The sequence below is a fragment of the Frankia sp. AiPs1 genome (genome assembly GCF_023716945.1).
Classification (GTDB): Bacteria; Actinomycetota; Actinomycetes; order Frankiales; family Frankiaceae; genus Frankia.
Map to the genome: position 1 here is coordinate 1 of NZ_JAMQQF010000066.1, position 19,795 is coordinate 19,795.

General features: G+C 71.6%; 17 protein-coding genes. 14 read left to right on the forward strand and 3 right to left on the reverse strand.

Annotated elements, in window-relative coordinates; translation table 11 throughout:
* Window positions 1-1,086: amidohydrolase family protein (locus tag ND748_RS09515; RefSeq protein ID WP_374215881.1), on the forward strand; the 1,086-nt coding region annotated here is incomplete at its 5' end.
* 112 nt (window positions 1,087-1,198) lie between these two features.
* Here the strand turns inward: ND748_RS09515 and ND748_RS09520 are convergent.
* Complete coding sequence (locus ND748_RS09520; RefSeq protein ID WP_251745304.1) at window positions 1,199-1,714, reverse strand: nitroreductase family protein; 516 nt, start codon at window positions 1,712-1,714, stop codon at window positions 1,199-1,201.
* A gap of 228 nt (window positions 1,715-1,942) precedes the next feature.
* Between ND748_RS09520 and ND748_RS09525 the strand changes: the two genes are divergently transcribed.
* From ND748_RS09525 to ND748_RS09580, 12 genes are all read left to right on the forward strand, one after another.
* Window positions 1,943-2,878, forward strand: a complete 936-nt coding sequence (locus ND748_RS09525; RefSeq protein WP_251745320.1) for an aldose 1-epimerase family protein — start codon at window positions 1,943-1,945, stop codon at window positions 2,876-2,878.
* A gap of 891 nt (window positions 2,879-3,769) precedes the next feature.
* Window positions 3,770-4,828 (forward strand): ABC transporter substrate-binding protein, encoded by a 1,059-nt coding sequence (locus tag ND748_RS09530; RefSeq protein WP_251745305.1) that lies wholly within the window; start codon window positions 3,770-3,772, stop codon window positions 4,826-4,828.
* Window positions 4,829-4,928: 100 nt separating this feature from the next.
* Window positions 4,929-5,945: an LLM class flavin-dependent oxidoreductase gene (locus tag ND748_RS09535; RefSeq protein ID WP_251745306.1), complete on the forward strand. Its 1,017-nt coding sequence runs from the start codon at window positions 4,929-4,931 to the stop codon at window positions 5,943-5,945.
* Entirely contained in the window at window positions 5,942-7,252 is a 1,311-nt protein-coding gene (locus tag ND748_RS09540; protein WP_251745307.1) for an iron ABC transporter permease, read from the forward strand. The genes ND748_RS09535 and ND748_RS09540 overlap by 4 nt, the downstream gene beginning before the upstream one ends.
* The gene (locus tag ND748_RS09545; RefSeq protein ID WP_251745308.1) at window positions 7,243-8,082 is read left to right on the forward strand and encodes an ABC transporter ATP-binding protein; all 840 of its coding nucleotides are present in this window, start codon (window positions 7,243-7,245) and stop codon (window positions 8,080-8,082) included. Before ND748_RS09540 ends, ND748_RS09545 begins: the two co-directional genes overlap by 10 nt.
* A gap of 524 nt (window positions 8,083-8,606) precedes the next feature.
* A complete protein-coding gene (locus ND748_RS09550; protein ID WP_251745309.1) occupies window positions 8,607-9,695 on the forward strand; it encodes a hypothetical protein in 1,089 nt (362 codons plus the stop codon).
* 341 nt (window positions 9,696-10,036) lie between these two features.
* Window positions 10,037-11,110, forward strand: a complete 1,074-nt coding sequence (locus ND748_RS09555) for a hypothetical protein (protein WP_251745310.1) — start codon at window positions 10,037-10,039, stop codon at window positions 11,108-11,110.
* 97 nt (window positions 11,111-11,207) lie between these two features.
* Complete coding sequence (locus ND748_RS09560) at window positions 11,208-11,999, forward strand: iron-containing redox enzyme family protein (protein ID WP_251745311.1); 792 nt, start codon at window positions 11,208-11,210, stop codon at window positions 11,997-11,999.
* A 36-nt stretch (window positions 12,000-12,035) separates the two neighbouring features.
* Complete coding sequence (locus ND748_RS09565) at window positions 12,036-12,941, forward strand: hypothetical protein (protein WP_251745312.1); 906 nt, start codon at window positions 12,036-12,038, stop codon at window positions 12,939-12,941.
* A gap of 220 nt (window positions 12,942-13,161) precedes the next feature.
* Window positions 13,162-13,953 carry an SDR family NAD(P)-dependent oxidoreductase gene (locus tag ND748_RS09570; RefSeq protein WP_251745313.1) on the forward strand — a complete coding sequence of 264 codons (792 nt, stop codon included), beginning with the start codon at window positions 13,162-13,164 and terminating at the stop codon, window positions 13,951-13,953.
* 187 nt (window positions 13,954-14,140) lie between these two features.
* A complete protein-coding gene (locus ND748_RS09575) occupies window positions 14,141-15,187 on the forward strand; it encodes an aspartate-semialdehyde dehydrogenase (RefSeq protein ID WP_251745314.1) in 1,047 nt (348 codons plus the stop codon).
* Entirely contained in the window at window positions 15,184-16,353 is a 1,170-nt protein-coding gene (locus ND748_RS09580) for a hypothetical protein (RefSeq protein WP_251745315.1), read from the forward strand. Before ND748_RS09575 ends, ND748_RS09580 begins: the two co-directional genes overlap by 4 nt.
* Before the next feature lie 208 nt (window positions 16,354-16,561).
* On the opposite strand, the gene ND748_RS09585 is transcribed toward ND748_RS09580, so the two are convergent.
* Both ND748_RS09585 and ND748_RS09590 read right to left on the reverse strand, forming a co-directional pair.
* Window positions 16,562-17,677 (reverse strand): M14 family metallopeptidase, encoded by a 1,116-nt coding sequence (locus ND748_RS09585; RefSeq protein WP_251745316.1) that lies wholly within the window; start codon window positions 17,675-17,677, stop codon window positions 16,562-16,564.
* A 25-nt stretch (window positions 17,678-17,702) separates the two neighbouring features.
* Complete coding sequence (locus ND748_RS09590) at window positions 17,703-19,178, reverse strand: MFS transporter (RefSeq protein WP_251745317.1); 1,476 nt, start codon at window positions 19,176-19,178, stop codon at window positions 17,703-17,705.
* A gap of 295 nt (window positions 19,179-19,473) precedes the next feature.
* Between ND748_RS09590 and ND748_RS09595 the strand changes: the two genes are divergently transcribed.
* On the forward strand, window positions 19,474-19,795 hold a 322-nt coding region (locus ND748_RS09595), incomplete at its 3' end, for a DUF1707 domain-containing protein (protein ID WP_251745318.1).

Below are 19,795 nucleotides of genomic sequence, written 5' to 3' on the forward strand. Positions count from 1 at the left end.
CCACTCATATCTACAAATTGTATGGATCGTCGCAAGCGTAAGATTTGTATAAATCACAGGATCAGGACCGGGACGGCCCAGGCCGGGACGGCCCAGGCCGGGACGGCCGACCACGACCGCACCGGGGCGACCGGGCGGATCGACGTACACCATCACGCGATGCCGCCCGAGGTACGCGCCTGGCTGGTCGAACACGGCCAGCTACCACCGGTCGGCGGACCGCCGTTCGCGAACTGGTCCCTGCCGGCCGCGCTCGACACGATGGACCGCGCCGGCATCGCGACGGCCGTGCTGTCCGCGGCGATCCCGAGCGAGTTCACGCCGACGCCCGCGCTCGCCGCGCAGCTCGCCCGGCTCGCCAACGACACGATCGCGGGCGTCGTGCGCGGCCATCCCAGCCGCTTCGGACTACTCGCCTACATTCCCCGGGCGACCCCGCAGATCGCTGTGGCGGAGATCCGCCACGCCTACGACAGCCTGCACGCCGACGGCGTCCTGCTCATGGCCCACGACGGCCTGACCTATCTCGGGGATCCCGTGCTGGCGCCGGTGATGGCCGAGCTGAACGCCCGCGACGCGGTGGCCCTGGTGCACCCGTTCAACCTGCCCGGCGCGACCGGCATCACCGTTCCCGCGTTCGTCGCCGACTTCCTGGCCGACACGACCCGCGCCGCCGTGCAGCTCGTCGTCAACGGGGTGCTGGACAGGTATCCACGGATACGGTGGATCCTCGCCCACGGCGGCGGCTATTTTCCGTACCAGGCGGCCCGGCTCGCCCTCGGCCGCAGCCTCGGCTACGGCACCGACCTCGCCACCATCGACCGGACGTTGCGCCGCTTCTTCGTCGACACCGCCGGGCCCATGTCCCCGTACAGCACGCCCTCCCTGCTGGCCGCCATCGGGTCGGACCGGATCCTGTACGGCTCGGACTACAACGCCATCCCCGCCGACACCGTGTTCGCGGGCCGCGACGCGTTCCTCGCCGACCCGGCGCTGAACCCGGCGGCCCGCCGCAGGATCGCCCGGGACAACGCGCTTGCCCTGTTCCCGACGATCGCCGCCCGACTCGCCGCCGGCCCCCACTGACCACCCGGGAGAACTGACCACACGGGAGAACTGACCGCACGGGAGTAGCTGACCGCACGGGAGTAACCGACCGCACGGCAGCGGCCTGTCGGCTACTCCCGACGGCGGTGGGCTACCACTGTCCGCGGTGGACGACCTCGTCGTAGGGGCGGCGGTCGAGGCGTTCCACCGGCTGCAGCGGCCCGTCGTCGGGGTAGCCCAGGCCAATCATGTAGGCGACGCGGTGGGTGGCGGGCACGCCCAGAATCCGGCGGGCGGCCTCCTGGTCGCCGACGGCCGAGTGCCCGCCACCGACGCCGAGATCCGTCGCGGTGAGCAGCATCAACATGGTCGCCTGCCCGAGGTCGTACTCGTCCATGAGCCGGTAACGCTCCGTCTCCGGCTCGGGGAGCACCAGCACGATCGTCGCCGCCGAACTCGCGATGTGACCGGCGCCGCGCCAGATCGTCGCCAGCTCGCCGAGCACCGCCCGGTCGGTGACGAGCACGAAGTCCCACCGCTGCCGGTTCGACGCCGACGGCGACCGCCACCCGGCCGCCAGGATCCGCTCCAGGTCACCGGCCGGCACGGGCCGGTCCTGGTAACTGCGGACGTTGCGACGAGCACGGATCGCATCCCAGGTCTCCACGCCTGCGACCTTAGTGGAACCGGGGGGCGGGGCGGGGTGGGACGGGTTGCGGCACGTTGTGCACGGTCTGAGCCCGCGGACCGTGCACAACGCACCGCATCCGACGTCCCGCGGCACCCGCGGGCGCCGGGCCGGCAGGTCGGCGGCGCTCATACTTGGGTGGAGGTAGCTCGCTCCCTGCCGCCGACCGATCGGGTGTCGGCGGTGACCGGGTATGAGGAGGACGTGGTGGAGGCGTTGGCGCCGTCCGGGCGGCAGGTGCAGCTCGTGCACGGGGAGAGCAGCGTGACCGTCACCGAGGTCGGCGGTGGGCTGCGCGAGTATCGGATCGGTGCCACGCCGGTGCTCGACGGCTACGGCGCCGACGCGATGGCCAGCCGCGGGCGCGGACAGTTGCTGCTTCCCTGGCCCAACCGAATCGCGGACGGCCGCTACACGTTCCGCGGCACCGCCCAGCAGCTCCCGGTGAACGAGGTGGCGCTCGGCAACGCCAGCCACGGGCTGACCCGCTGGTCGGCCTGGGAGCTCGACCGCCTCGGCCCGGCCGCGGTCCGCGCCTCGTTCATCCTGCGCGCCCAGAGCGGCTATCCGTTCACCGTGAGCTTCACCGCGGAGTACCACCTCGGCGACGACGGCCTGGCCGTCACGATGACCGCCACCAACCTGGGCGGCCAGCCGGCGCCCGTCGGGATGGGCGCCCATCCCTATCTGACGACGGTCGGGGCGGACGGCGACGTGGTGCGGGCCGACGACGTCGAACTCACCGTCCCGGCGGCGACGTGGCTGGAGACCGACGACCGTTCGATCCCCGTCGCCGCGCGGGCGGTCGCCGACGCGCCCGTCGACTTCCGCCAGGCCCGCCCCGTCGGCTCGCTCGCCCTGGACACCTGCTACACCGACCTTGCCCGCGATCCGGACGGGCGGGCACGCGTGCGGCTCGGCGCACCCGGCGGCGGCTCGGTGACGGTGTGGATGGACGAGACCTGGCCGTACGTGCAGGTCTTCACCGGCGACACGCTGAGCCCGCAGGAGCGGCGACGCAGCATCGCGGTCGAGCCGCTGACCTGCCCGGCGAACGCCTTCAACAGCGGGGACGGCCTGCGCGTCCTCGAGCCTGCCGAGACCGTCGGCGGCACCTGGGGCATCCAGCCCACCGCCGGCTGACCCGCGCGGCGGGGATGGGGACACCGGGCGGCCGGCCGCCTGGGTCGGCCCCAGGTGTCGGAGGTCGGTGGCAGAGGTCGGTGGCAGAGGTCGGTGGCAGAGGTCGACCGCCGGTGCCGACGTGGGCCGCAGGTGCGGACGTCAGCCGCAGGTGCGGCATGGGACGGCCCGTCCGGCCGGTGCGTGCGGCGGACCGAGCGCGCCGTCACGGCGACCGGTCTTGTGCTGGCCGGACGAGAACGGGATCGAGTGCATCCCGGACCATCCCGCCGTGCACGTTACGTTCAGCGCACTTGTAAAAACCGGCTTTGTTACGCGTTACCTGACCGTCACATCAGGACAACGGCCACAGGTCGACCACGTAACGTGATATCTTCTGCCCGAGAGTCCAACGACCGCACATTCGTCTCATCCGGGCTCCAAATCCGGAAAATTTTTGCGCGATGTGGCCCGCCGCCTCCGGCCGCCCGGATCGCCGCGGACCAGCGCCGCGGCCACCCGAACCCCGCAGCCGCTCGACAGCAGTCCGGCTAGTTCCGCAGATCAGGGCTGCTCTCTGCGTGACAGGCGCACATGCGGGGGCTATGGTGCATTCCAGCCGCTTCCGCGGAGTCCAGATGCGCCGAAGCATCGCCCGCTCGCTGGTGGTTGAGACCGTCGCACACACCGTCCGTGTGCAGGTAATTACCTCTTGTTTCCTTGAACCTATTCGCCCGGCGGGGGAAGAACGTGGCATCACGCTCGGCAATGTTTTCGCGACGCATCATGACGGGTTTGCCGACCCATCGCGACGGTCCCCACGGCCCGGCGACCCGAACCCTGTTCCGGCCCGTCACTCCTCGGCCCGTCGCTCCTCGGCCAGTCGCGTCCCGGCAGGTGCTGGCCCTGGGAGTGGCAGCCACGGTGGCGGCGCTGGCCGCCGGCTGCGGCAGTTCCTCGTCGGACGCCGGCCCGCCCGCGCCCACCACCCAGGTGGTGACCAGCATTTCAGGGGAGAAGGTGACGGTCCCCCTGAAGATCAACCGGATTGCGGAACAGTTCCCCGCCCACACCGTCACCGACATCATGCTCGGCGTCGGCGACAAGCTGGTGGCCATCCCCCAAAATGTCAAGACGATTCCGTTCCTGCGGAAGGTCTACCCGGGCGTCAACAACCTTCCGGAGCTCTTCCGCAACGGCGGCAAGGTGAACATGGAGGAGCTTCTCAAGCTCAAGCCGGACGTCGTCTCCACCATCAGCGGCGGCGATACCCTCACGCCGTTCCAGCAGGCCGGTCTGCCCGCGGTCAATATGGATTTCAACACCTTTCCCCAACTGGTCCCGTCCATTCAGCTCGCCGGGCAGGTATATGGCGGCACCGCCGCCACCAAAGCCAAGGCCTACAACGACTACGTGACCTCCAAGCTGGCAATGGTCCAGTCGCGGCTGGCGAAGCTGCCGGCGACCGAGAAGCCGAGCGTCGTGCACATCGCCAGCTACCCGCCCGTGGTCGTCGACGGCGGGAAGTCCCTCATCGACGGCTGGATCAACATCGCCGGCGGCACCGACTCCGCGAGCGGGGTCAAGGGCACCCACGTCACGGTGTCGATGGAGCAGCTCCTGCAGTGGAACCCGGATGTGCTGATCATCGAGACTCCGGGTGGTGACCAGGGCCTGGCGGCCAACTCCGCCCAGTCCGTCGTCGAGAACCTGGCGAAGTCGCCGGGCTGGGCCGATCTGAAGGCGGTCAAGGGCAATCGGGTCTACCTCAACCCGCAGGGTCTCTACCCGTGGGACCGGTTCGGTCCGGAGGAGGCCCTGCAGATCCAGTGGACGGCGAAGGTGCTGCATCCCGATCTGTTCACCGACGTCGACATCCGGTCCGAGACCCGGAGCTTCTACCAGAAGTTCTTCAACTACCACACCACCGAGGCGGATCTCGATCAGATCCTCCAGGTCGGCACCAAGTAGCCGCCCCACCCTCGGCAACTGCACCACCCTCGGTACCCGCACCACGCTCGGTCATGGCACCGCTCTCGGACTGGAAAGGACCGCGCCCGCCGGCGCAGTGATGACCATCTCCATGCGATTCGGCCTGCCCGGAGGGCGCGGCGATCTGGACGGGGCCGGTTCCACCTCCACGGTGGAACTGGCCCGCGTCGCCGAAACTCTCGGCTACGAAAGCCTGTGGTTCACCGACGGCCACCTCAGTTCCGTTGGCTCCCGGACGATGCGGGCCCGCTCCTCGCCGATCCCGTTGGCCGCCGCCGTCGCCGCGTCGACCAGCCGGATCCGGATCGGCTTCACCGCCCTGCACCTCACCCTGCACGACCCGATCCGGCTGGCGGCCGACCTGGCGACACTCGACCGGCTCTCCGGCGGCCGGGTCACCCTCGGCGTCGGCTGGCCGATCACCCCGTACACCAGGGCCTACCAGGGCGCCGGCCCGCCCCAGGTCGACCTGCCCGACGCCCTCGACACGATCGTCGGCTACTGGCGAGGCCGGACCCGCGCCGCCGACGGCGCCCAGTTCCGGGTGGAGCCGACCCCCGCCCAGCACCCCCACCCGCCGATCGAGGTGGCCGCCCACACCGACGAGTCCATCGTCTGGGCCGCCAGCCGCGGCTACGGGCTGCTGCTGTCCGCGGTGCAGACCGTCGCCTCCCTCGGCGCCTGCCTGCAGCTCTACACCTCGCACGGGGGAAAGGCCGGCGACGTCCGGGTCGAACGGTTCTGCCTCGTCGCCGAGTCGGATGCCGCCGCCCAGGAACGCGCCACCCCGATTGTTGTCCGGTTGACCCGGCGGCTGGCCGCGCTCGGCAGCGACGAACACGGCCATCAGTCCGTCGGGACCTCCGACCTCGACCCGTTCCGCTTCCATGACGAGACTGCGATCATCGGCGGCCCCACGACGGTCGCCCGCCGGTTCGCCGAGCTGCGCGACGAGCTCGGCGTGCAGCGGGTGAACCTGCGCCCGTCGTTCAGCGGCACCGCGTCGCTGGCCCTGCAGCAGAGCACCGTGCGGATGTTCGCCGCGAAGGTGGCCCCGCTGCTGGCGCAGCCCGCAATCCGGAGGGTGACCTCATGACCCGTCCCGCAGTCCCGGCCGGCACAGAACCGGCCGACAGCGGTCGGGTCGACGCCGACCGGGCCGACACCGACCCGACCGCCACAGTTCTCACCGATGCCGGGCCGCCCGACGCCGGGCCGCCCGACGCCAGTCCGACCGATGCCAGTCCGACCGATGTTGGTCCGGCCGGCGCGGACCCGGTCGTGACGACCGAACAGGACGGTGTCGGCGCGAGCGCCGGCGAGGGTGGCAGCCCGGTCGGTCGAGGCCGCGGGGGGCCTGGTGTCCGGGCGGCCGCGACCGCCCGGGTCCGCGCGACGCTCGGCGATCATCTGCGGGTCGTCCTGCTCGCCGTGGGCCTGCTCGTCCTGGTCGTGATCTCCTTCGGGCTGGGCCGGTACTCGCTGAGCCCGGCGACCGTCGTGCGCGTCCTCGCCCACGAACTGTTCGGCCTCGGGGGCCCCGTCGCCGGGCAGGACCGGGCCGTGGTGATGGACATCCGGATGCCCCGGATCCTCGCCGCGCTGCTCGTCGGGGCGGCGCTGGCCTCCTCCGGCGCGGCCTACCAGACGATGTTCCGCAACCCGCTGGTCTCCCCCGAGATCCTCGGGGTGGCGGCGGGGGCCGGCTTCGGCGCCTCCGTGTCGATCCTCATCGGCCTGGACACGACGCTGCTGCAAATCATCTCGTTCGGCTCCGGACTGCTCGCCGCGGTGCTGTCGCTGACCATCGCCCGGGTGGTCGGGAAGGGATCCCTGATCATCCTGGTACTCGGGGGCATCATCATCGGCGCGATGTTCAACGCGCTCATCTCCAGCGTGCAGTACTTCGCCAACCCGGAGACGACGCTGCCGGAGATCACCTTCTGGCTGTTCGGCAGCCTGGCCCGGGCCAGCATGCACGGCCTCATCGTGCCCGCGATCATCGTCGCGGTGTGCCTCACCCTCCTGTACGCGGTGCGCTGGCAGCTCACGGTCCTCGCGACCGGCGACGACGAGGCCCGGTCGCTGGGGGTCAACCGCACGCGGATCTGGGCCCTGACGATCGGCGCGTCGACGCTCATGACGGCGACCGCGGTCAGCGTCGCGGGCATCATCGGCTGGGTGGGGCTCGTCGTCCCGCACCTGGCGCGGTTCACCGTCGGACCGTCGTTCAACCGGCTGCTGCCGGTGACCGCCCTCATCGGTGCCGGCTACCTGCTTGCCGTCGACGACGTCGCCCGCACGGCGTCCTCGCTGGACCTTCCCCTGGGCATCCTCACCGCGCTCATCGGCGCCCCGTTCTTCGTGGCCCTGCTCGCAAAGGCGGGTCGTCAATGGCTGTGATCGACCCGGCGGACGTCGAGGTCAAGGGGCTGTCCTTCGGCTACGGACGCGGCGGCCACCGGATCACCGACGTCTCGATAAGCGTCCGGTCGACCGAGGTCTGCTGCCTGCTCGGACCGAACGGCGCCGGCAAGACCACGTTGCTGCGCTGCCTTCTCGGCCTGCTCAAGCCCGAGAGCGGCATCGTGCGCATCTCCGGCCGGGACATCGACACCCTGACGCCGCGGGAACTCGCCCGGCGGGTGGCCTACGTTCCGCAGAGCACCTCCTCGCCGTTCCCGTTCACCGCGCTCGACATCGCGGTCATGGGGCGCACGCCCCACCTCGGCGTGCTGGAGGCGCCGGGTGCCGCCGACCGCCGCGGCGCCCTGGCGCAGCTCGACCGGTTGGGGATCGCGCACCTGGCCGACCGCTCGTTCGCCGCGCTGTCCGGTGGCGAGCGCCAGCTCGTGCTCCTCGCCCGCGCACTCGTCCAGCAGGCGGCGATCCTCATCCTCGACGAGCCGACGGCCGCGCTGGACTACGGCAACGAGGTGCGCACCCTGCACGTCGTCGCCGAGCTGGCCCGGGAGGGGCATGCCGTGATCATGACGACCCACCAACCGTCGCACGCGCTGACCTACTCCAACCGGGCGGTGCTCATGCGCGGCGGCGTGGTCATCGCCGACGGACATCCCGACGACGTCGTGACCGGCGAGCGCCTCAGTGACCTCTACGGCGTGCCCGTCCACGTCACCGGCGTGACCCTGCCACCCGGCCACGACCGCCGCGAGGTGCGAACCTGCGTCCCGATCCCCGCGCCCCGGTCGGCCCCTCTTCTCGGCCGCTGAGCCCGCACCCGCATCCCGACCCGCCGAACCTCTGACCCGACCCGCCGACTCTCTGTCCGACCCGCCGAACCTGCATCCCGACCCGCCGTGCCCGGCCTCGCCGGGCCCGGGTCACGCGGCCCTGCCCCCGCCGCCGGTACTCCGCAATCCGCCCAGGGACAATCGTGTGACCGAAGTAATCCGACCGGCCGCCGGGAAATATCTCCGAAACGGCTTCCCGGCCACCTACCGACACGTTATAGTTTTGTTCTGCCGGTCCGTTCCGGTCCACGGACCATAGTGGCAGGCGCGGCAATCCGTCCGGTCAACGGGTTGCGTCGGGCGCCGCCGCCCACATCATTCACCGTCACCGTGAAATCTCGCCTGGCGCGGAACTCCACGTGCCAGCGCACCGTCTTCTCGAGGCCCCCCGGGACTATTTCGGGACCATCCTCCGGCGCTCGAACCGGCCCGGCCTCGCCCGACATTCCACCGGCCCCGCGGCATCCAGTGCCCAGGCCCGCGCGCGTCAGGAGGAGCACAAGATGCCCGAGTCTGAGCTCGTCGTCGATCCCGCCCGGATACGCCAGTTCGGGGATCCGACCGACACCGTATTCTGCCTCGTCACGAACGCCTCCCTGCTGGCCGACATCCGGCTCGTCCGGACTGCTCCTTACCTGGACTACCGAATCCTGGAGTTCCGCGGCGGCGAGGACGAGTTCGCCCGGCTCATGCGGGAGGAAGTCCCGGAGCAGGCCCACGTGCTGGTCATGTCGCCCGACTGCTTCTTCCAGTCGCCGCCGGTCGACGTCCTCGGCCCCCGCCGCAAGCTGCTCGGGATGGCCTGCAACTCGACCCCGACCGACCGGGCGACGCTGCGGCACTTCCTGCGCTGCGTCGAGGCCACCGACCCGCAGGCCCAGGAGGACTTCTCCGACCGCTTCTTCGAGCTCGCCGAACGCGGCGAGACGCTGGAGTACCACGACGCGCGCCACGGCACGGTCGCGGAACTGCGCCTGTTCGACCGCGAGCTGGTGTGGAACCAGCAGGCCGGTCTCGTCGGCTGGGGCGAGCAGCAGATCGTGCCCGCGGGCGAGATCAGTGTGCTCCCCATCGAGATCCGGGAGTTCGAGGACTATCTCCGGCTGCCCCTGGACGGCGAGATCGTGATCCAGGGCTACCCGATTCTTCATTCCGGCACGCCGTCATTCTCCCGGAACGACCAGAAGCGTATCCACAGCGAGCTCTGGCCGCTGCACGAGTACGCGGTCGTGTGCCGGGTCGAAAACGGTCTCATCACCGAAATGACTTCCCCTGAGCCCCCCGGCCGTGCTATTATAGAGATGTTCGAGGCGCTCTTCCAGGTCGATTCCCGGTACCGCATAGTCTGGGAAATCGGGCACGCGCTGAACACCACCCTGGATCTGCTTCCCGGTAATCATGCGATGAACGAGGTCTACGGGTCCACCCAGGGCTGTCTGCACTGGGGAATCGGGCTCACACCGTTCACCCAGTACCACCTCGACATCATTTCCCCGGGGACGTTCGTCACGAACGATCAGGGTGACGTCCTACTCGGCACGCGGACCCCGTCCGCGCTGCCCCTCAAGAGTCCGGTCAGCCTGGCCAGCTAACCGGTCCGGACGAGGATCCTTCTCGTCTGCCCACCGCATTCCAACGGATTGACGGAAGGAGGTGATCACTGTGGAGAAGGTCGCGCAGAAGAAGATCCAGGTGAAGAAGAACGACCGCTACCTGGGCACCCTCCTCGGCTAAAGCCGTTGAGAAGGGGTGGGTCGGCTGGACCGGGCCGACCCACCCCGACTAGGCCGCACTCCTACGTCGCGCCCCTACGCTGCGCCCCGGCCACGTCCCTGGGCCACTCTGCCGGCCGACGTTCGCACCACCACCGGTCGATCCTTCCGGGTCATCCCGCCAAACCAGTCCTCTCGCGCCGCGTCCCCTGGTGGTCCCCATGGCACAGTTCCTCGTGCGTCCCGACCTGCATCGGGAGTTCACCGGCCCGCACTCGACGTTCTGCCTGCTGACCCAGGCCGACCGGGCCACGGACTTCACCCTCGCGCCCAGCAGCCGCTACCGCAGCGTCGTGCACCGCACCCTCGACGCCGCCGAGAGCCTCCAGGACGCCCTGGGCGACCAGCGCATTCCCGCCGACGCGGACGTGTTCGTCGTGTGCCCGGACCGCTTCCTCGTCTCCCCCGAGCCCGCGGCGGTCGGGCCGCAGCGACGGATCGCGGTGATGCCCTGCGGCTCGACGCCCGTCACCGACGCCCAGGTCGCCTACTTCCTGTCGGTGGTCGAGCAGACCGACCCGGCCGATCTGGAGACCCGCGCCGACCGGCTGTTCGCCGCACTCGGCGAAGCCGAGCACGTCAAGCTGGCGGACCTCGCCGGGCACGCCTCGGCCCGCTTCGTCATCTCCGCCGACTACGAGTGGAACCAGCAGGCCGGTGCGCTGGCGCCAGGCGAGCAGCAGATCGCGCCGGCCGGTGAGGCCAGCGCCGTCCCCACGGACCTCTACCGGTTCGACACGAGCCGCCGACTGGGGCTGGACGGGCAGATCGCCCTGCGCGGCGCCCCCATCGTGCACCGCGGTGACGACCCCGCGGTGCTCGCCGAACAGGCCCGGCTCTTCGACGACCTGGACGTCCTGCGCACGGCCACGGTGGTACTCGACCTCGCCGACGGCATGGTCACCGCTTGCCATGCGGTGGACGCCGCGGGCAAGCGGGCGGTCGACGCGCTCGACGAGCTGTTCGCCACCGACGACGCCTACCGGGTCGTGTGGGAGTTCGGCATCGGGCTCAACCCGGTGTTCGAGCAGCAGCCGGGCAACTGCGGGATGAACGAGATGTACGGCGCGGCCGACGGGATCGTCCATCTCGGCTTCGGGCTGACCCCGACGACCCGCTACGCGCTCACCTTCACCTGCGCCGACACGGTCCTGTCCGACCCCGCAGGGACCCGGCTCGCCGGCCCCGCCGCGCGGCGGATGCGCCGGCGACGCACCCCGACCTGCGGCTGCTGACCGGCCGACGGCCACCACACCACGACGCCGCCCGCCGCGGGCATGCCGATGCCCCGGCGATCCGGCCGCACACCGCCCAACGGGAAGGAGCCCAGCGATGACCGACGACCCGCGCACCTGGTACGGGGACCCGAGGGCGGCCGCCGCCGCCCGCACGGCCGACCTGACGGACCTGCGCACGCAGGTCGACACCATGCTCGACACGATGATCGAGAAGTTCTACGCCGAGATCCCGTACGCGGACCACCAGGCCCGCGGCGAAGAGATCAACATGGCGTACTACCAGCGGCACAACATCGAGACCATCCTCCGGCTGCGCCGCAAGCGCACCATCGACGCCCTCGCCATCGGCTACTTCACCAAGCGCGACCCGGTGCGCGGCGCGGCCTGGGCGCACTACGTCGAGGACGAGATGCTCCACGACGAGTGGTTCGCCGGGGACCTCGCCAAGGTCGGCGTGACCAAGGCGGAGATCTACGCCACCGAGCCGTTCCAGGCCACCAAGCTGCTCACCGGCTACCTCCAGTACGGCATGGAGTTCGAGGGCACCCCGCTGGCCCTGCTCTGCAGCGTCTACTTCGTCGAGTACACGACGACGAAGACCCAGCCGTCGTGGGTGAAGAACCTCGAGAACCAGCTCGGCCGGGAGAAGCTCGCCGGTGCGCGGCGCCACGTCGGCACCGACATCGAGGACGAGCACGCCGACTTCGTCTGGGGGGTGCTGACCTCGCTGGTGGGCTCGCCCGAGGACGAGGCCAAGGTCCTCGCGCACGTCAAGACGGTCGCGAACCTGTGGGTGGCCTACTTCATCGAGCTGTACCAGGCGGTGGTGGCCCCCGCGACCGGCGCGCTCGAGGCGGCGGGCAGCATCGCCGCCCGGTTCGCCTGACGGTCACAGCACGCGCAGTACGGAAACGGGGGAATCATGTCCGTATCGCCGTCGACCGCATCACCCGCGGTCGGATCACCCGCGACCGGTTCACCCGCGACCGGTTCACCTGCCACCGCGTCACCCGCGACCGCGTCGGCCACCGCCGGGGCGGCCACGGGGGGCGCGCCGGACGGCCATGCGGTCGTCCGGTTCTCCCGGGACTGCGAGCTCGGTCCGTCAGAGGACCGCTGGTTACAGGACGGGCTCGCGGCAGCCCTGCCCGATCTGCGGATGGCGGAGCTGTTCGCCGCGCGCCCGAGCCTGTTCCGCGAGGCGGACCATCTCATCGTCGGCGTCGACCGGGCCAGCGGGCAGCCGGTGTCCGCCCTGGGTGCAAGCTGGACAGCGACTGCGGCCGGCGAGCGGTTCCTGCACATCGGCGTGCAGTTCGTCGATGCCCGGCTGCGCCGCGGCCCGGTGTTCAGCACGAGCTGGCTGGCGCTGCTCGAGGACGTCGTCACCGCCGGCGGTTTCCCGCTGCTGTCGGCGCTGCGCACCTACAACCCGGTCGCCTACTGCGCGATGCGGGCCTACGGGCGGCTGCCCGGCGCCGTGATGTACCCGGAGGTCGGGCCGGTCGACCAGGACCCCGACGTGAGCCGGCTGGCCGGCGAGATCGCGACGGCGCTCGCCCCGGCGGCACCGTTCGACCCCGCCAGCGGCCGCATCACCGGGATCGGCGTTCCGCGCGAGCTCTACCGCGACCGCCCGCGTTGCGACGACGCGGCGGTCAACAACCATTTCGAGCGCCACACCGTGCCCGGCGACCGCATTCTCTGCGTGGTGCACATCCGCGAGACGGCGACGGCCGACGCGATCGTCGACAACTTCGTCCGCCGCACGACGCGGTCGGCGCAGGATGTGCCCGCAGCGGCCGATCCGGCCGCGCCGCCCCCCTGACGGGCGCGCGAGGCACACGAGGCACACGAGGGCGGGACGGATCCACCCCGCCGCATCGCCGCGGGATTCCCGTCGTCGGCACCCTCCACCCCGCCGGGCCCATGACCGGCCGACTCGATAACCGGCCGATCCACACAATGGCCGATCCACACAATGGCCGACCCCCTCATCCGCCGACCACGGCGGACCCATCACGAGACCGAGGCTTCGGGAGCTGTAGATGCTGGAACTGACAGACAGGGTTGCAGCCGTCGTCGGCGCGGCGTCGGGCATCGGCCAGGCCATCGCGATTGCCCTGGCCGAACAGGGTGCCGTCGTCGAATGTGCTGACGTCGACACCACCGGCGTCGAGGAGACGGTGGCGACCATCGTCGCCGCCGGCGGCACCGCGAAGGCGTCCACCGTCGACGTTCGCGTCTCCGTCGAGGTGGACGACCTGTTCGCCCGTGTGGTCGCGGACCGGGGCCGCCTCGACATCGCCGTCGGCACCCCCGGCATCAACATCCGCAAGCCGCTGATCGACTACACCGACGACGACTACACCGCCGTCACCGACGTCAACCTGAAGGGCAGCTTCCATGTCCTGCGCGGCGCCGGGCGGATCATGGCGGCGCAGGGCAGCGGCAGCATCATCGTCATCTCGTCCATCAGCAGCCGGGCCGTCGAACCCGGCCAGGTCATCTACGCGGGCACGAAGGCGGCCCTGGCGCAGATGGTCCGCGTGCTCGCCGCCGAGCTCGGGAAGTCCGGCGTACGGGTCAACGCGATCGCCCCGGGCCCGGTCGAGACCGCGCTGACGGTGCCGATCCGCTCCAGCGCCGCCTGGGCGGACGCGTATTCGCAGAAGGTCGCCGTCGGCCGCTGGGCGCGGCCCGCCGAGATCGCCGGCCCCGCGGTCTTCCTGGCCTCGGACGCCGCGACCTACGTCAACGGCGAGGTTCTGTTCGTCGACGGCGGCTGGGTGGACCTCGACGCGCAGTTCGCGGACGAGAGCGCCGTCGGTACCAGCTGAACCGCGACGCGGTGGACCCGCACCGCACTGAACGAGGCAAGCGCACTGAACGAGGCAAGCGCACTGAACGAGGCAAGCGCGCTGAACGAGGCAAGCGCGCTGAACGAGGCAAGCGCGATAGACGCAGCAAGTGCAGTGGACGAGCACGCGCGCCAGATGAGGCAAGCGCAGTAGAGGGGGAAGCGCAGTGGACATCGCCGTCATCGGCGCAACCGGTGTGGTCGGCCGGGAGTGCCTGGCCCTGCTCGACGGGGGGATCCTGCCCGACGTGGGCCGGGTCGTCCCCGTCGCGTCGGCAGGCTCGGCGGGTCGCGATCTCGGCGCCGAGCAGGGGCTGGACCTGAAGATCGAGCCGGTCGTCGCGCTGGCGGACTTCGATCCGGCGGGAGTCGACGTCGCGGTCTTCAGCGCAGGCGCCCCGATCAGCAAGCGGTGGGCGCCGATCTTCGCCGCGGCGGGCGCGCTCGTCGTGGACAACAGCTCCGCGTTCCGGATGGAGGACGACGTCCCGCTCGTCGTCCCCCAGGTCAACCCGCAGATGCTGGACTCGCGCCCGGCTCGGGGCATCGTGGCCAACCCGAACTGCTCCACGATCCAGCTCGTGCGGGCGCTGCACCCCCTGCGCACGATCGGCGAGATCGACCGGGTGATCATGTCCAGCTACCAGTCCGCCTCCGGCGGCGGCCTGCGGGGGCTCGAGGAGCTTGCCGACACCACCCGGGCGCTGCTCGACGGTGCCGACCCCGCCGCCGCCCGGCCCGGGAAGTTCGGCCAGCCGCTGGCGTTCAACCTGATCCCCGAGATCGGCCTGCGCGACGCCGACGGGCACTCCCACGAGGAACGCAAGCTGCGCCGGGAACCCCGCAAGATCATGGGCATGCCGGGGCTGCGGGTCGCGGCGACCGCGGTCCGGGTCGCCGTCGTCAACGGCCACTCGGAAGCGGTGCACGTCAGCTTCACCGCCCCCGTCAGCCCCGACGACGCCCTCGCGGCGCTGCGGGCCGCCCCGGGCCTGCGGGTCTACGGCAACGACCCCGCGGACGGCTACCCGATGCCGCAGGCGGTCTGCGCGTCGCCGACCGAACGCCGGCTCGTGCACGTCGGGCGGGTACGGGCCGACGAGGACGACCCCTGTGCCCTGTGGCTGTGGGTCGTCGCCGACAACCTCACCGTCGGCGCGGCGCTCAACGCGCTGGAGATCGTGAGCCTGGCCGCCGGGAAGTCCTGGCTTTGACCGAATCAGAGCCTGGGACGGGGCCAGGGGACGTCGTCGTTCTGAAGTTCGGCGGGGCGGCCTTCGCGGCGCCCCGCGCCCACCACACCATCGCCCGCCACGTCGCCGACCGGCTGCGCGCCGACAGGTCCGTCTCGCCCGGCGGCGCGCCGACCCGGGCCATCGTCGTCGTCAGCGCCGTGGCCGGCGAGACCGACCGGCTCGGGTCCGCCCTGCGCGCGGTCAGCCCCGAGCCCGACCGGGACCTGCTCGCCGCCGCGCTCATGACCGGCGAGACGGTCAACGTCGCGCTCATGACGGCGGCACTGCGCGACGCCGGACTCGCGGCCGTGCCGGTGACCGCGGCCGAGACCGGCTTCGTCGGCGCCGGCGAGCCGCACTCCGCCGACCTGCGCAGCATCGACGCCAGCGTGTTGGCGAGGCTCGTCGAGCCCGCCGGGACGGTGCTCGTCGTCCCCGGCGGGCAGGCCGTGGACGGCGACGGGCGGCCGATCATGCTGGGCCGCAACAGCTCGGACCTGTCGGCGATCGCCGCCGCGATCGCCGTCGGGGCGCCGGCCTGCGAGATCTTCTCCGACTCGCCGGGCATCTGCACCGCCGACCCGCGCCTCGTGCCGGGCGCGCGCACCCTGGCCACGGTCGGCTACGACACAATGATCACGATGTCGCGGCACGGCGCGAAGGTGCTGCACCACTCGGCCGTCGCCTGGGCCCAGCGCCACAGCGTGGAGATCCGCTGCCGCTCCCTGCTGCCCGACGGCCGGGTCTACTCGGTCGTGCGAGCCGGTCGGACGAGCGCCGCCGCGGTCCTGGTGCACGGCACGGGCACGGTCTGGGCCGGCGAGCCGGAGCTGGTGCAGTCGACGCAGGCGGAGCTGGCCGACCAGGGCTCGGACGCCGTCGCCGTCCCGGACACCATCGAGGTCGCGAAGACCGCGGCCACTGTGGCAACCGGCGCCGGCATCGGATCGGCCGGCGGCCCCGTCGCCCATCTGGTGCTCGCCGACGCGACGCGTGATCTGCGTCCCCGGGGCCTGCGCCACCGGGCGGACCTCCGCCTGGTCACCACGCTGTTCCCGGACGGGCGGCTCCATCACCGCCTCGTTCCCACCGCCGAGGCACCCGCCGTGGCCCGTGCCGAGCACGACCTGGTTGTACCCGCCTAGACGAGTAGTCCGGACCGGGGGTGGGGCCGCGTTGCGGTGCGTTTGTAGGGTCTGGGGCCAAGGCTCGCGGATCGTGCAGCGCTCCGCAGTGCGTTTCCCGCGCGCCGAAAACGGCTGCCGTTGCGGAGCATGGTCGGGCGACGCGGTCGGCGCTGCGGCAAGGCCGAGTCTGCGCGACGAGGACCTGGGCCCGGTGCGGGGGACCTTGCTAGGCCCTCCCGATGGACTCGGCGAGGACCCCGGCGGCGGCCTGGCCGATCACGGACGTGCCCCGGTCGAGCACGTCGGTGCGCCACTGCTCGTCCGGCGGGTCGAACGCCTCGCGCATGAGCTGCCCGATCCGGGCGACCTGCTCGGGATCCACCGCGCCACCCTGCTGCTCCGGACCACCCTGCTGGCCCGGACCGCGCTGCTGCCAGAGCCAGTTGTCCGCCTGCAGGGCGCGCAGCACAGTCAGGCCGTCCTGGGTGCCGAACTCGCAGGTGATGGCCGTGATCTCCGCGTCGGCGAGGTCCTGGAGCAGGGCCCGGGCGGAGTTACCGCCGATCGGCGTCGAGCTCGACGTCCCCTCCTCGGAGTTCGTCAACGCATCGCCGTACCAGGCTCGAGCCCGCCGCGGGGCGCCCGGGTCCACCCCGCCACGAAAGATCGGCTCGGCGGCGCCGCGCTCACCGAGTCCGGTGTGCAGGTCGATGTAGGCGACCCGCTCGTATCCCGTCAGGTACTCGCCGATGATCGCGTGCCAGGTCCGATGGGACCAGCATGGCGCCGATCCGCCGTAGAACAGGCCGTCCGGGTGGGTGTACTGGCCGGAGGTGACGATCTGCTGCACCTCCCGCACCCCCAGCCGGTCGGCGTGCGCCAGCAACGCGGCGTCGGCCTCGGCGTGCGCGGGCCCCTCCCAGTCCCCGGGCAGCAGCGTGGGGTGCAGTTCGCCGTAACCGGCGGCCGGCGGCGGCGCCGCGTGGTCGACGAAGTTGCGGTTGACGTCGATGTTGTCCTCGTTCACCCGGCGACGGTGGGAGAAGCCGAAGGGGTTGAGGGCGTGCACCAGGACGACCGGCAGACCCGTCCACTCCGCCTCGTGCAGGGCCCGGAGCTGGCAGGCGGACCCGGCGAATCCCTCGGCGCCGTGCGTACCGCTGACCAGGACGAGCACGGACCGCCCGCGGCTCGCGCCGAGGCGGGCCACGTCCGTGCTCAGCGGCTCACCCCGGGCGCCCCGCAGCTCCCCGAGCGGGAAGGAGTCAAGGTGCGCGCCCCGAGCGCGGGCTGCGGCGAGAAAGCGCTCCCGCGCCTCGCCGTAGTTCGCGGAGAAGTACATCTGTCCCCCCTGGGCCGTGACCGGTTCAGTGTTCCGATGGACCCGTGGCCGACACCGTGGCCGCCTCGGCTGCGTCCCCGCGAGCTGCGCCCCCAGGCGCTGCGCCCTCGCGGGCTGCGGCCACTCGGGCGCCGCCGCCCGCCGGCCGGGGTTCGGGCCGGGGCCGGCCGCGAACCTGGCCGAGCGCCATCACCACAGCCGTGATCACGATGAGCAGCACGAACAGCCCGCGGTAGCTGGAGGAGTGGACGACCGCGCCGGCGACGAGCGGAAAGACGCAGATCGCGACCTCGAACAGCAGGCCCGCCATCGGCAGCATCCGGACGCGTTCCGCGGGTCCGGCGAGGTTGACCGCGCGGGCCTGGAAGGCGGGCAGACCCAGGCCGTAGGTGCACCCGAGCAGCAGCGAGGCCAGGCCGTAGAACACCGCGTTCGACCCGACGAAGACGAAGGCCACCGCCGCCGCGGTCATGCCCACGGTCGTCACCGCGACCACCCGGTCGGAGGCGCTGTCGGGCAGGATCCGGGCGAGACCCAGGCGCACCGCGATGACCGCCACCGTGTAGGTCACGTAGAAGACGTCGAAGTCGAGGTGCCGGCTGTCCGCGAAAGTCGTCTGGAAGCTGTTCATGGTGGTGAACACGCACGCGCTCAGCAACACCATCGCCAGTGGCACCACGCTGGGCGACCGCAGCGCGCCCCGCCAGCCGGTCTCCGCTGCGCGGGCAGGGTCACCCGGGTCACCCGGGTCACCCGGATCGCCCAGGTTGCCCGGGCCGCCCGGCTCGGACGCGAGCAGAGGCTCCGCGTCGGCCGGATCCCGCTGCGGGTCGGGCGAGCCGCCGCCGGGCAGGCGCCGCAGCTCGATGGTGAGCGGGATGACCAGCACGGCCGCGGCGGCCGCGAGCGCCGCGCCGACGCCGAACACCTGCTGGTAGCTCAGCCCCGCGTCCCGCAGGGCGTTGCCGAGGACGGGGCCGATGCCGAACCCGGCCTGGATCGTCCCGGTCGCGTAGCCGATGAGCGTGGCGCGATTACGGTCCGTGGCAAGATCGGAGGCGATCATCGGCGCCGCCGTGTAGGTGACCGCCCAGGCCGTGCCCAGCACGATCGCCGCGACCACGAGCACGGCGTTGCGCGCATGCACCCCGGTCATCAGGAGCGCAGCGCCCGCGTACACCAGGCAGGACCCGGCCAGCAGCAGATTCGGGGGCACGGTGCGCGGGAACCGCAGCAGCAGCGCGAGCGCGAGCGCGGTCGGCACCGCCGCCGCAGCGGTCAATGCACCGTAGGTCGCCTCGCTGCCGCCGACCGTCTTGACGAACGGTCCGAGCAGCAGCAACACCCCGAAAGCCGAGGACGCCAGCAGAACGACGGTCACCAGCAGGACGAGCACGGCCCCCTCGCCGTGGACAAATCGCCGGCGCGGCGGCCGGGGGGGATTCGCGACGCCGTCGCCATGTCCGCGTTCGATGACCCGCCCACCCTCCGGCCGCACCACGAATCAGAATCTGCGGAGCCCAGGAGGCACATCGTTCCGCAGGTGCGGAAGAAAAGTAGCACGAATGCCGAATCCTCGGAGCTGGAACATCGACGACGACGGCGGTCGACGGTCGGTGAACACGGCACGGTAACCATCCGTGACCAGAACGGCGAAATCCACCCGAGCGGAGACGGCCATCCCGGGGCGACGTGAGACGGCGGCCCGGGGGCGGAGTGAGGCGGCGGGTGGGCCACGGTCATCGGGACCATCTGGGGACTGCCGGTTCGTCCGCCCGCTGGCTACGCTCCTGGACATGACCGCCGAGATCCCCGATCCCCCGCCGGCGCCGGACCTCCGCGTCTCCGACGCGGAACGGGAGGAGGTCGCGCAGCTCCTGCGCCAGGCGCTCGCCGAGGGCCGGCTGACCTTCACGGAGTACGACGAGCGGGTCGGTGCCGCCTACGCCGCCCGGACCCGCGCGGACTTCACTCCCCTGACCATCGACCTGCCGAACCAGCCGAACCTGTTCGCCGCGGTGGCGCAGCCGTCGGAGCTTGCCGAACCGACCACGGCCGGCGGCGCCGCGACCAGCCCGATCGGCGACGGCCGCCCGCCCGGCTCGGCCCGGCGCGGGC